Origin of the sequence: Streptomyces sp. NPDC003300, assembly GCF_040610915.1 — a bacterium.
Classification (GTDB): Bacteria; Actinomycetota; Actinomycetes; order Streptomycetales; family Streptomycetaceae; genus Actinacidiphila.
This window is the reverse complement of the sequence record NZ_JBEXNE010000002.1, coordinates 96,486-109,224: the sequence shown is the minus strand read 5'-3', so window position 1 is coordinate 109,224 and position 12,739 is coordinate 96,486. Positions and strand designations below refer to the sequence as shown.

The 12,739-nt window shown below is 74.3% G+C and carries 9 protein-coding genes and 1 pseudogene; 6 read left to right on the top strand and 4 right to left on the bottom strand.

Features of this window, described 5'->3' with window-relative positions; genetic code table 11:
- The first annotated feature begins 82 nt into the window (after nt 1-82).
- A complete protein-coding gene (locus ABZX65_RS03015; RefSeq protein ID WP_355333828.1) occupies nt 83-1,486 on the top strand; it encodes an aminotransferase class V-fold PLP-dependent enzyme in 1,404 nt (467 codons plus the stop codon).
- Here the strand turns inward: ABZX65_RS03015 and ABZX65_RS03010 are convergent.
- Nucleotides 1,464-3,152, bottom strand: coding sequence for an ATP-binding cassette domain-containing protein (locus ABZX65_RS03010; RefSeq protein ID WP_355333825.1), 1,689 nt, complete (start codon nt 3,150-3,152; stop codon nt 1,464-1,466). The two genes, ABZX65_RS03015 and ABZX65_RS03010, sit on opposite strands and share 23 nt — an antisense overlap.
- Before the next feature lie 118 nt (nt 3,153-3,270).
- On the opposite strand from ABZX65_RS03010, the gene ABZX65_RS03005 reads away from it, so the two are divergent.
- From ABZX65_RS03005 to ABZX65_RS02995, 3 genes and pseudogenes are all read left to right on the top strand, one after another.
- Nucleotides 3,271-4,764 (top strand): carboxylesterase family protein, encoded by a 1,494-nt coding sequence (locus ABZX65_RS03005; protein WP_355333822.1) that lies wholly within the window; start codon nt 3,271-3,273, stop codon nt 4,762-4,764.
- A 304-nt stretch (nt 4,765-5,068) separates the two neighbouring features.
- Nucleotides 5,069-6,598, top strand: coding sequence for a hypothetical protein (locus tag ABZX65_RS03000; protein WP_355333820.1), 1,530 nt, complete (start codon nt 5,069-5,071; stop codon nt 6,596-6,598).
- 157 nt (nt 6,599-6,755) lie between these two features.
- Nucleotides 6,756-7,088 (top strand): annotated as a pseudogene (locus tag ABZX65_RS02995) (Tat pathway signal sequence domain protein); the annotation flags it as partial.
- 147 nt (nt 7,089-7,235) lie between these two features.
- Here the strand turns inward: ABZX65_RS02995 and ABZX65_RS02990 are convergent.
- Nucleotides 7,236-7,880, bottom strand: coding sequence for an HNH endonuclease family protein (locus ABZX65_RS02990; RefSeq protein ID WP_355333817.1), 645 nt, complete (start codon nt 7,878-7,880; stop codon nt 7,236-7,238).
- Between the two features lie 330 nt (nt 7,881-8,210).
- Here ABZX65_RS02990 and ABZX65_RS02985 point away from each other — a divergent pair, with 330 nt between their 5' ends.
- A complete protein-coding gene (locus tag ABZX65_RS02985; RefSeq protein WP_355333815.1) occupies nt 8,211-8,627 on the top strand; it encodes a CBS domain-containing protein in 417 nt (138 codons plus the stop codon).
- 209 nt (nt 8,628-8,836) lie between these two features.
- Here the strand turns inward: ABZX65_RS02985 and ABZX65_RS02980 are convergent, their stop codons facing one another.
- A complete protein-coding gene (locus ABZX65_RS02980; RefSeq protein ID WP_355333812.1) occupies nt 8,837-10,063 on the bottom strand; it encodes a TerD family protein in 1,227 nt (408 codons plus the stop codon).
- Between the two features lie 179 nt (nt 10,064-10,242).
- The gene (locus ABZX65_RS02975) at nt 10,243-11,001 is read right to left on the bottom strand and encodes an alpha/beta fold hydrolase (protein ID WP_355333809.1); all 759 of its coding nucleotides are present in this window, start codon (nt 10,999-11,001) and stop codon (nt 10,243-10,245) included.
- A gap of 357 nt (nt 11,002-11,358) precedes the next feature.
- On the opposite strand from ABZX65_RS02975, the gene ABZX65_RS02970 reads away from it, so the two are divergent.
- Complete coding sequence (locus tag ABZX65_RS02970; protein ID WP_355334674.1) at nt 11,359-12,570, top strand: SpoIIE family protein phosphatase; 1,212 nt, start codon at nt 11,359-11,361, stop codon at nt 12,568-12,570.
- Nucleotides 12,571-12,739 lie beyond the last annotated feature (169 nt).

Below are 12,739 nucleotides of genomic sequence, written 5' to 3'. Positions count from 1 at the left end.
ACGGCGGTCGTACGGGCGGCCGTTCGGGGTCGCGCGGGATCGCGTCGCGGAGGACCGGAGACCGGAAGACCGGGGGTCGCTCATGGACAGCCTTGGCGCGCTGCGCGCGGTCGAATACGGGTATCTCGACGAGCGACGGCAGGTGTACCTCGACCACACCGGCGCGGGACTTCCCGCCCGCGCCCAAGTGCGGGCGCACGCCGACCGGATCGCGGCGGGCTGCTACGGCAATCCGCACTCGGTCAGCCCGGCCTCGCAGGCGTCGGGCGAACTGGTGGAGCGGGCCCGCGCACGGGTGCTCGCGCACTTCAGGGCCGATCCGGCCGAGTACGCCGTGGTGTTCACGGCCAACGCCACCGGGGCGTGCCGACTGGTCGGCGAGGCCTACCCGTTCGGGCCGGACAACCGGCTGGTGCTCACCCTCGACAACCACAACTCCGTCAACGGCCTGCGGGAGTACGCCCGCGGCCGGGGCGCGGGGACGGTGTACGTACCGCTGGAGGCGCCGGGCCTCGGCATTGACGCGACGGCGATGGACGCCGTCCTGACGGGCGCGAGGCCGCGGGCGGGCACGGAGTCCGGGGCCCGGGGGCCCGGACTGCTCGCGTACCCCGCGCAGAGCAATTTCAGCGGGGTCCAGCACTCGCTGGACTGGGTGACCAGGGCGCGGGCGGCGGGCTGGGACGTCCTGCTGGACGCGGCGGCCTACGTGCCCGCGAACGTGCTCGACCTCGGCCGGTTCAGCCCCGACTTCGTGGCCGTGAGCTGGTACAAGGTCTTCGGCTACCCGACCGGCATCGGCTGTCTGCTGGCCCGCAGGGAGGCGCTGACGCGGCTGCGGCGGCCGTGGTTCTCCGGCGGCACCATCCACGTGGTGAGCGCCCAGGGCCTGTGGCACCACATGGCCGACGGCGAGGCGGCCTTCGAGGACGGCACGGTCAACTACCTGAGCATTCCCGACATCGAATTCGGCCTCGACTGGATCACCGGCGTCGGCGTGCAGTCGATACACCGTCATGTCACCTCGCTCACCGCCGAGTTACTGGCCGGGCTGCGCGGTCTGCGGCACGCCGACGGCAGCCCGCTGGTACGGATCTACGGTCCGCAGGACACCACCGGCCGCGGCGGCACGGTCGCGCTGAATCTGCTCGGCGCCGACGGACGGGTGATCGACGAGCGGATCGTCGGCCGCGACAGCGCCGCGCACGGCATATCGCTGCGCACCGGCTGCTTCTGCAACCCCGGCACGGGCGAGGTCGCCTTCGCCATCGACCGCGACGTACTCGGCGGCGCCGTCCGTACCGCCACCGGCACCATCGACGACTACCTCGGCCGCCTCGGCCTCCCCTCCGGCGGCGCCGTCCGCGTCTCGCTCGGCCTGTCCTCCAACGCGGCCGACGTGTCCGCCTTCCTCGCCTTCGCCGCGCAGACCTACCGCGACCGCTCGCCCGACCCGGCGGGGCTCAGCCCACGGCTGGTCTGCTGACCGTGCGGCACTTGCGCGCCAGCACCGCCCACGCGGCGGCCAGGAACAGCGCCGTGAAACCGGCCAGCAGCAGCCAGCCCGCCCACACCGCCCGGTCGAACGAGCCGCCGTACGAGGCCAGCAGCGGCGGCCCCAGCGGCGACGCGCCATGCGCCCACAGCTCCCGCAGACCGATCCCGCCGCCCAGCGCCTCGAACGCCCACCGGTTGGTCATCGCCGCGCTCAACACCCGTCCCGCCCAAGCCATTTGGGGCACCGGCACAAAGGCCCCCGAGAACAGCACCTGCGGGAAGCAGAGCATCGGCAGCATCAGCGTGGCCTGCCCCGGATCGCCCACCGCCGCCGACGCCAGCAGCCCCAGCGCGAGCGCGGCGGCCGACGCGAGCAGCACGGTCAGGAACAGCGACCCGTACGTGCCCCACCCGGCGGCGGGCAGCCGGTTCAGACCGCGCAGCACCGCGAGCAACGCCGCGTCCGCCAGGGCCAGTACGGGCAGCAGCAGCGCCGCCTTCGACAGCAGATAGGGCCCGAGCCGCAGCACGGTCAGCCGCTCCCTGCGCACCACCGCCAGCTCCGCGCAGATCTGCAACAGGCCGTAGGTCAGGCCGAAGAAGAAGCCGCCGAAGGCGATCCAGAACAGGATCATCGCCGCGGAACCCGGACTCGGCGCCGCCGGATCGAAGGCTCCCGGCCGGAACAGCAGCGCGAACATCGCCACGATCACCAGCGGCGACCCCACGACGACCGCCGCCGTCAGCCGATTGCGCGCCATCAACTCCCCGGCCCGCCGGGTGAGCAGCCACCACTGCCCGACCGCCCCGAGCGGCGCCGGGCGTGTGGCGGCGGCGCCGTCGGCCACGGGCGCCGCCTCGGGCGCGGGGCCGGTCTCCTCCGCGGCGGTCTCCTCCGCGGCGGCCGCGTCCGCCGCCCGCGCCCCGCGGGCCACCGCCCCGTACACCTCCTCCAGCGTCGGGACGCCGTACGCCGCCGTGAGGGTGGCCGCCGTGCCCAGGTGGGCCGGGCGTCCTTCAGGGGTGAGGAACAGGACGCGGTCGCAGCGGGTCAGATCGGCGGGCGCGTGCGTGGTGAGCACGACGGTGACGCCGTCGGCGGTCAAGTCCCGCAGGGTGCGCAGGAGTTCCGCGCCGGTCGCCGGATCGAGTCCGGTCGTCGGCTCGTCCAGGAACAGCACGCGGGGGCGGGTGAGGAGTTCGACCGCGATGCAGGCGCGGCGGCGCTCGCCCTCGCTGAGGGTGCGTAGGGGCTGGCGGGCGCGGTCGGCGAGGCCGACGGCGGCCAGCGCGTCGCGTACGGCCGCGTCCAGGAGAGCGGCGGCGGTCCGGGCGGGCATCCGCAGGCGGGCCGCGTAGCCGAGGGCCCGGTCCAGCGGCAGGTCGTCGTGCATCACGTTGCCGTGCGGCAGATACCCCAACGCCGGTCGCAGGACGGCCGGTTCCGTACCGTCGTGCAGGACGCGACCGGCCGAGGGGGTACGGATTCCGGCCAGGATCTCCAGCAGCGTCGTCTTGCCCGACCCGCTGCCGCCCGCCACGGCCAGCAGCTCGCCGGGCGCGATCCGTACGCCCACCCCCCGCAGCGTCTGCCGCCCCGAGGCGACCCGCTGCCCCACGCCGTACGCCTCGACGCGGAGACCGCCATCGCTCATCGTGCCCCCTGACCGACCGCTTGGTACGTTGAAGGTGTCGCGGCGCCTCCCGCAGGGGCGGGCCGCCGGTAGCGTACGCGAGCCCCGGGAGCGGGCACAGGACGAAGGAGTCTGACGCATGGACGGACCGGTCTGCACCACCCGGCAGGGCGACGTACGCGGAGCGGCCGGCCAGGACGGCGTCGCCGTCTTCCGCGCCATCCCTTACGCCGCACCGCCGTTCGGACCGCACCGGTTCATGGCGCCGCAACCGCCCGCCGCGTGGGAGGGCTTACGCGACGCGGCCGCGTTCGGCCCGACCGCGCCCAAGGGCCCCTACGTCAAGCCGTTCGACGTGCTGCTGCCCGACCCGGACATCGCGGGCGAGGACTGCCTCAACCTCAATGTGTGGACACCCGACACCGCGGGCGGCGCACCGGTCATGGTGTGGCTGCACGGCGGCGCCTTCATGAACGGCTCCGGCTCGCTGCCGATCTACGACGGCGCCGCGTTCGCCCGCGACGGCGTCGTCTGCGTGACCGTCAACTACCGCCTGGGGACGGACGGTTACCTGTCCCTCGACGGGGCCCCCGACAACCGCGGAGTGCTCGACCAGATCGCCGCCCTCGAATGGGTCCGCGACAACATCGCCGCCTTCGGAGGCGACCCCGGCCGCGTGACCGTCTTCGGCGAATCAGCCGGCGCGATGAGCATCGGGGTGCTGCTCACCGCCCCCGGCGCCCGAGGACTCTTCCACCGGGCGATCCTCCAGAGCGGCGCCGCGCACCACACGATCGGCCGGGACACCGCCCGCAAGGTCGCCGCGCACTTCGCCGCGAAACTCGGCGTCGAACCCACCGCCGCGGCCTTCGCCGCACTCCCGCTGGACGTCCTGCTGCCCGCGCAGACCGCCCTGCGCAACGAGGTCACCGCCAACCCCGACCCCGCGCTGTGGGGCGAGGTCGCGCTGAACGCCATGCCCTTCGAGCCGATCGCGGACACCGCGAGCACCGCCGCCCGCGCCCACCCGGTGCCGGGACCCGGCGCCGACTGCGCCGTCGACCTGCTGATCGGCACCACCGCCGAGGAGTACCGGCTCTTCACCGTGCCCAGCGGCGTCATCGACTACATCGACGACAGGCACCTGCGGGCCGCGATCGCCCGGCACGGCCTGGACCCCGACACCGCGCTGCCGCTCTACGCGGCCAACCGCCCCGGCGCCACCACCGGCGACCTGTTCTCCGCCGTCCTCACCGACTGGTTCTTCCGGATACCCGCGGTCCGCCTGGCCGAGTCCGTGCCGCGCGCCCACGTCTACGAATTCGGCCGCCGCTCCACCGCCTTCGACGGCCGCCTCGGCGCCTGCCACGCCTCCGAGATCGCCTTCGCCTTCGACAACCTGGACGCGCCCGGCGAGACCATGCTGCTCGGCGAGGCCCCGCCGCAGCCGCTCGCCGACACCATGCACGCCGCCTGGGTCTCCTTCGCCGTCACCGGCGATCCCGGCTGGCCCGCGTACGACACCCGGGACCGTACGACCATGGTCTTCGGCACGGCGGACGACCCCGCGCACTGCGGTCCGGTACGCGACCCCCGCCCGGACGAGCGCGCCCTGTGGGACGGGGTGCGCTGAGCCCTTCGCGCCGGCTCCTCCCGCGCGCCGAACTCCCGTACGCCTGAGGGACGTGTGGCCGGTACGCACCCGGCGGCGGGCGGCGGTGGCCGGAACGTGTCGCTACGGGCGGGTGAACCGGCGGGGTGACGGGTGCGACGGGGCCGGGAGGCCGACGGTCGGGGGGTCGCAGGGCCTACGCTGAGTGCGCGCGTCCGGCGCGCGTACCGGTTCGCGTGTGCCGGTCCGATCCACCCGCCAGGGGTGAGCCGGACCGGCACACCCCTCACGCCGTACAGCCGTAGAGCCCTCTAGGAGTCACCCCATGTCCGAAGGTCCCCTCGTCCTGCCGCCCGTACGGCTGCTCCCCGCGGACGACCTCGCGCGGCTGGCACTGGCCGTGCCGCTGCTGGACCGAGCGCTGCGGCTGACCCGGTGGGCGACACCGGAACGGCCGGTCGACGCGATGGGCGAGCTGCTGGACGACGACCTGGTGGCCGCCGCCGCGGAACTCGGCCTCCCGGTGGACGAGGACGAGGAAGGGCTCGCCGAGACCGCCCAGGCATGGGGCGTCGCCGTCGACACCGGCCTGCTGGTCCTGGAGATCGACGAGGAGGCCGAGGAGTCCACGCCGGTCGGCGAGGTCGCCGGTCGCGCGCTGCCCGGCGAGGCGTACGAGCGGATCACCGCGGGCCTCCCGCAGGACGTGCTCGACATCTGGCTGGCCGCCGCCGAGTCGGCCCTCGCCGACGCCGCCGCACCGGATTTCGAGAGTCTGCGCGAGGTCATGGACGACGGCGACCAGGTGCTCCTGGACGAGCTGGACTGGGACCCGGAGAAGGAGGCCGAATTCCTCGACAGCGCGCTGGTCAACCTCTACGCGCTGATGGCCGTGGAGGACTCGGCGGTCGCCGAGGACGGGCCCGACGCGGTACCGCTGCCGGTGCTCGCCGCGTCCCTCGTCGTGCCCGACGAGATGGACCAGCCCAGCGACGCCGTCCTCGAAGAGGTCACCGAGGTGATGATGCGGCTGGACGACCACTTCCGGCTGCTCGCCACGACCGGACTGCTGGACTACCAGCCGGTCGACGAGGCGCTGATCGAGGAGGCGGAGGGTGACGGGGAAACCGGCTCCTTCCCCGAATTCCCCGAGGGGGCCGTCGGGGACGACCTCGACCCCGAGGAGGTCTCCCGCTACGGCATGGTCCTGCTCACGCCGCTCGGCGTGCACGGCATGCGCGAACGGCTCGTGGACGCGGGCGCGCAGGCCCCCGCCATCGGCGACCTCGCGGGCGGGTCGGGCGTCGACCTCCTCGAAGCGCTGACCGGCTACCCCGACCAGGCGGCGCGCGTGGAGGCCGAGCTGTGGCTGGAGGACCGCAAGCCGGCCGACGCCGCACGCGAACTGCTCGCCGCCGCGCGCGGCGACGACGCCGGTGCGCCGGGCCGTCGTCTTATCTGCCAGCAGACGCTCACCCTGCTCGGCGCCGAGGCCGAGCCCGCGCTGCGCGAAGTCCTCGACGACCGCGCGCTCGGCGGCCTCGCCCGCGTCTGGCTCACCGAGAGCGGCGCCGCCGACATCCCCGCGCCCGACGCGGACATGGTCTTCTGGCTCACCATCGACACCCTCGCCGCGCAGCTCGCCGCCGACGACGCCCCCGAGATCCTGGCCGACCTCGTCCGTGACCTCGTCGCCCGGCACGACGGCTTCTTCGACGCCGCCTGGCGCGTCGACCACCCCGCCACCGCCGACGTCCTCGAAGCCATGGGGCGTCTCCACCCGGACCGCAAATCCGCCAAGGACGCCCGCAAGGCGGCCTTCAAGGCCCGCTCCCGCCAGGGCCTTTCGGGCTGACGCGCGGCGGTCCACCGCTCGGGGCGCGCCCCCGCGCCGGGGGCAACCGGGTGGCCGCCTCGCGGAAGGACGCCGTTCATACGGGGTTGGCCGGGGGGCGGCACCGTGGGTGCTCAGCGCGACGTGAGGAGCCCCGGTGCCGGTCAGCCGTACGCGGGAGGCCGTGGTGGCCGACCCGAAGCGAGGTCACGCGTATCTGACCGCGGGAACGTCGTTGTGCCGGCGGACACCGCCGTCGGCGCAGAACGGTGGCGTGCTCCAGGCGTTCCGGTGCATCGACTCCGGGGGCCGCTACGTGGACGACCTGTCACGGGCGACCGGGCCCGGCACCGTGTACGGCGTGGACTGGGTGGAGACGCCGTTCGCGGCGGGCGAGGTCACGCGGGCGCACGGGCTGACGGGCCTGTGGTGGGCGGACGACGGGGTGTACCTCGTACGTGAGGGGGCCGTCTGGTTCTACGCGCCCGGCCGCCGCACGCTGACCCTGAAGACGCCGGGCTGCCGGGCTGCCGGGCTGCCGGGCTGCCGGGCTGCCGGGCTGCCGGACTGACGGGCTGACGGGCGGACCGCCGTCCGGCCGCGCTCGTCACCGCCGTGACGAGCGAGGCCGGGTGCGGCCGGGTGCGGCCGGAACGTTTCAGCAGCCGCTGAGGACCGACGTGAGCTTCGACTTCTCCGCACTGTCCACGGTCAGACCGTAGTAGTGCTTCACCTGCACCCACGCGCGGGCGTACGTGCACTGGTACGACGCCTGCGGCAGCCACTCGGCCGGGTCGCCGTCGCCCTTGGAGCGGTTGGAGTGCGCGGAGACGGCCACGAGCTGCGGGCGGGTCACGTCGTTGGCCAGCGCCTGGCGCTGCGCGGTGGTCCAGGCCCAGGCGCCCGAGGCCCACGCCTCGGCGAGCGGCACCAGGTGGTCGATGTCGAAGGTCGACGGGTCGGTGGTGGTCACGCCGTCGTACGGGCTGGTCCAGTTCCCCGAGGTCGCCTTGCACGAGCTGTCGGTCACCACGCTCGTGCCGTCGCGCTTGATCACGTACTCGCGGGTGTCGCAGGTGCCCGAGATGGTGATCCAGGTCGGGAACAGATTCCGGTCGTACGTCGAGGCGTGCGTCTCCGCGGTGGCCGTCATGCCGGACAGGTAACTGCGGGCGGTGGAGGCGGCGATCGGGGTCGGCAGAGCGGCCTGTGCGGGGCCGCCGCTGACGAACAGGACGGTCAGCGCGAGCAGTGCCGCGCTGACGGCGGCACAGATTCCGTGCACGAGACGGTTTTTGGGCATGACTGAGCGCTCCCGTGGCTAGGGGGTCGAGCGGTACGGGTGGTTCCCGACCAGGGTCCCGGTCACGGGTCTATGCGGGTAGACCGTCAGCGGTAAATTTTATGTGACCATGACATGTTGATGTGCGAACGTCCGGTGGCGGTCCGGCCCGTACGAGGCCCGCGCGGCGCACGAGCCGGTGCGTGCCGGGGTCCCACGGCCTCCGAGCGCCGTGCGCACGGCGCCCCCGCGCCCGCCCGCTCCCGGTCCTGGCCCCGGCTCCCGCCGCCGTGCGGGGCGGCGCGCGGGACTTTATGGTCGGCGCGGGGGCCCGGGACGAATGGAGCTGCTGTGACCACTGCGCGCGACATCATGCATCAGGGCGTCGAGACGATCTCCGCCCACGAGACCCTGGACGTGGCCGCCAAGCGGATGCGGGACGCGGACATCGGGGCCCTGGCGGTCACCGGTGACGACGGCGGGCTCCAAGGGGTGCTCACCGACCGGGACATCGTGCTGCGCTGTGTGGCGACCGGCCACGACCCGGGCGCGGTCCGGGCCGCCGACCTGATGGACGGCAGCCCGGTGACGGCCGCGGCCGACGACGACGCGGGCAGCGTCGTCGCGACCATGTCCTCCCGGCGCATCCGCCGGGTACCGGTGGTCGAGGGGAGCCGCCTGGTCGGCATCATCAGCGAGGCCGACATCGCCCGGCACCTCGGCCCGGCCGAGGCGGGCGCCCTGGCGACGGCGATCCGCGCGGTCTGAGCCCGACGCGCGGTCCGAGCGCGGCCCGTGGTCTGAGGCCGCCGCGCGGTGTGAGACCGGCCTGCGATGTGAACCGGTCCGCGCCGCCTGAGGCCGGTCCCGCGCCGCCTGGGACCGGTCTCTCGGGCCGCCGCCCGTCCGCGCGGACTCATGCCAGCCTGCGCGGACCGGCGGCGGCCCCGCAGGGCACACGTCCGGTCCGCGGTGCCTCAGAGCGCCGCGGAGGCGGGCCGCACCATCCCCTTGGCGGTACGCGAGTCGATGAAGTCGCCCATGGCGGTCATCTCCCACTCGCCGGAGAACTGCTTGATCAGCTTGGCCATCAGCACACCCGTGCGCGGCTCGCTGCCGGTCAGGTCGAAGCGGACCAGCTCCTCGCCGGTGCCCGCGTCGAGCAGCCGGCAGTACGCCTTGGCGACCTTGTTGAACTTCTGCCCCGAGTACGAGTTCACCGTGAAGACCAGACCGGTGACCTCCGGCGGCAGCCCGCCCAGGTGCACGGTGATCGTCTCGTCGTCGCCCGAGCCCGCGCCGGTCAGATTGTCACCGGAGTGCTGGACCGCGCCGTTGAGGATGGACAGCTTGCCGAAGTAGCAGGTCGCGATGTGATTGCGCTGCGGACCGTAGGCGATCACCGACGCGTCCAGGTCGATGTCCCGGCCGCCGAAGGCGGGCTCCCAGCCCAGGCCCATCCGCACCGAGGACAGGAACGGCTTGCCCGCCTTGACCAGCGAGACCGTCTCGTTCTTGCGGAGATTGACCCGGCCCTTGTCCAGATTGACCTTGCCCGCGCCCGGCGCGGGAGCGGGCGGCGCGGCCGGGGGAGCGGAGGGCGGCGGCGGCAGATACGCGGCGGGCGCGCCGGAGGGCGGCGGCGCACTGGGCAGTCCCGGCGCGGGCGGCGGCGGGGTGAACGCGGCGGCGGGGGCCGCGGGGGCCGCGGGCTCCTCCACATTCACCCCGAAGTCGCTGGCGATGCCGCCCAGCCCGTTGGCGTACCCCTGGCCGACCGCGCGGACCTTCCAGGCGCCGCCGCGCCGGTACACCTCGACCACGACGAGCGCGGTCTCCGGGCCGAGCCCGGTGGGCGTGAAGGTGGCGATCACCGAGCCGTCGTCCGCGCTGCGGACCGTGGCCGTCGGTGTCGTACCCGCGAAGGGACCGCCGCCGTCCAGGCTCGCGGTCACCACGACCTTCTCGATCCCGGCCGGGACGGCCGCGGTGTCCACGGTGATCGAGTCGGGCCCGGAACCGCCCCCGGAGCGGTGGCTGACGCCGGGCCCCTGGGGCTGGTTGTAGAAGACGAAGTCGTCGTCGGAGCGCACCTTCCCGTCACCGGTCAGGAGCAGGCCCGAGACATCGAGCCGCGCGGAGGAGGCGGCGACGTCCACGGCCACTCGGGGCACGGAGAGCGGCACATTCGAGCCAGGCGTCATAGCGGTCATGCCCCCGTAACGACCGACTGTTGTTTGCGGTTCCATGACCCGGAGATCAGCTTCCGGCCCGTTATGGGCACCCGGTCCCGGCGCCCATTCCGGCGCCCGCGCCGGCTCGTACCGGCAGCGTCGCGCCCGCGGTCGCGTACGGTCGGACCCGTATCGGCAGCCCCGTACCCTCACACCCGCACGCCCCGCCCGTCACCGGCGGTCGCGGGCACGTCGAGGCCGTCCGGGGAGCCGGGCGGCAGGGCGAAGGCGGAGGCGACCTCGGGCGGGAGCGCGGACAGGCCGAGCAGGCCGCAGACGGCCCGGGTGGTGAGCGCGTGCCAGACGGCCGCCTGGCGCAGCATCGCGTGGTCGCCGCCCGGCAGCACGAAGCGGCACACCTCGGCGCCCTCGGCCCTGGCCCGCTCCGCCATCCGCAGCGACTCCACGGGCGAGGTGATCCGGTCGGCCTCCGCGTGCAGGAACACCAGCCTGGCCGCCGAGAGCTGCTCCACCGGCTCCCCCGGCAGGCACCAGGGGGCCAGCGCCACCGTGCCGACCACCCCGTCCGTACCGGCCACCCGCAGCGCCGCCCTGCCGCCCATGGAGTGCCCGACCATCACGACCGGCGCCCCGCCGGTCCGCCTGGACAGCTCCGCCAGCGCGTCGGCCGCGTCCCGCGCGGCGTCCGCCCGCTCCCCGTTCCAGCCGCGGTGCCGGTAGCGGGCCTCGGCGAGCACCACCCGGCGGCCCCGCGTCGCGCGGGCCAGCGCCCGGACGAAGGGGCGCATCCGCAGCCCCGGCGCGTTCAGCCGGGACGGCCGGCCCATACCGCGCTCCCGGCCGCCGTGCAGCACCAGCACCGCCGCCTCGGGGGCCGCCGCGGAACGCCGCATCACCAGGCCCCGATACCCCGCGCGTGCGCTGTCGCCGTCGCGGTCCTCTGCCACCCGTGCCTCCACCCGTGTCCGTTCCCTCCGCCGACGTGCCGTGACAGGTACGAACGGACGTTCCGGAATCCCCGTTCCGCCGTACCCCGTCAATCCTCCGTCATTCGTAGCGACGACGGTTCCGGATGGGTCGCGCGGCGGACCCGACGCACAGGTTGCCGGATCGAACAGGGGTCCGGAGGCTCCCGCATATACGCTCCTGTCCTGGGCAAGTACGCTCAGCGCAATCTCAATGGTCGGGCAGCCGAAGGCGGAGGAAGAAACGTGGTGCAGAGCGGCCCGGTCGGAGTTCCGGCCGGACTTCCGGTGGGCATCCCGCACACCCGCGACGGGCGTGACAGCCGTGATGTTCGTGACATTCGCGACAGTCAGAGTCCGCGCACGGCGCCGCCCGCCTCCTTCGGGCAGTCGGGCCCCGCGACGGTCCTGCTGGTCGAGGACGACGACGGCGACGCCCTGCTCGTCGAGGAGTACCTCGCGCTGAGCGACGCCGCGACCCAGGTGGTCAGGGCGAGCAATCTCGCCGAGGCGCTGGAGCTGCTGGCCCGCCGCGCCGCGCCCGAGTGCGTCCTGCTCGACCTGCACCTGCCCGACGCCTTCGGCGTGGACGCGGTGTCCCGGCTGCTGAAGGACGCGCCCGGCGCGGCCGTCGTGGTGCTGACCGGTCTGTCGGAGGAGGACGCCGGGCTCGCCGCGGTCGCCTCCGGCGCCCAGGAGTACCTGTCCAAGAGCGCCCTCGAACCCCAGTCGCTCAGCCGCGCCATCCGCTACGCCGTCCAGCGCAAGCAGATCGAGCGCGCGCACGTGGCGCTGCGCGAGAGCTCCATGCGGGCCGAGGAGAACGCCCGGCTGGAGCGCGGGCTGCTGCCCACCCCGCTGCTGCGCGGCGACGACTGGCAGGTGACCACCCGCTACCGGCCGGGCCGCGACCACGCGCTGCTCGGCGGCGACTTCTACGACGTCGTGCAGACCGAGGACGGCACGGTGCACGTCGTCATCGGCGACGTGTCGGGGCACGGCGCGGCCGAGGCGGCCCTGGGCGTGTGCCTGCGGGTCGCCTGGCGGTCCTTCGTCCTCGCCGGCACCCGCGGCGCCGAACTGCCCGGCATGCTGGAGCAGATGCTGGTCGCCGAGCGCGCGGGCGAACACGTCTTCGCCACCCTCAGCTCGCTGGAGTTCGCCCCCGACCGCACCACCGTCAAGATCGTCAGAGCCGGGCATCCGGGGGTGCTGCTGCGCCGCGGCGCCGACGTCCAGTGGTGGGAGCCGGCGTACGGGCCCGCGCTCGGGCTGCTGCCGGGGCAGGGCGTCTGGCCGGTGACGACCGAGACGCTGGACGGCGCGTCCGTGGTCCTGTTCACCGACGGCCTCTTCGAGTGGCGGTACGGCGACGGGCCGGAACGGCTCGGCGAGGACGGGCTGTTGGAGCTGGCCCGGAAGAACGGCGCACTGCCCGCGGAGGCGTTCGTCGACGCCTTGATCAACGCGGCCGAGACGGCGACGGCGGGGCGCGGCGGTCTCGAGGACGACGCGGCCGTGATGCACGCGGGATGGCGGGCGAGGTCATGACGGAACACCCGCCCGTGTCGGGGCCCGGTTCGGAGCCGACGGAACCCTCGGCGCCCGCGCCGGAGCCGACGCCTCAAGCCGCTGCCGGGGCCGCGTCCGCTTCAGGGACCGCGCCCGCTCCCGAGACCGCGCCCGTCGCCCAGTCCACGCCCGATCCCACGCCAGTTCC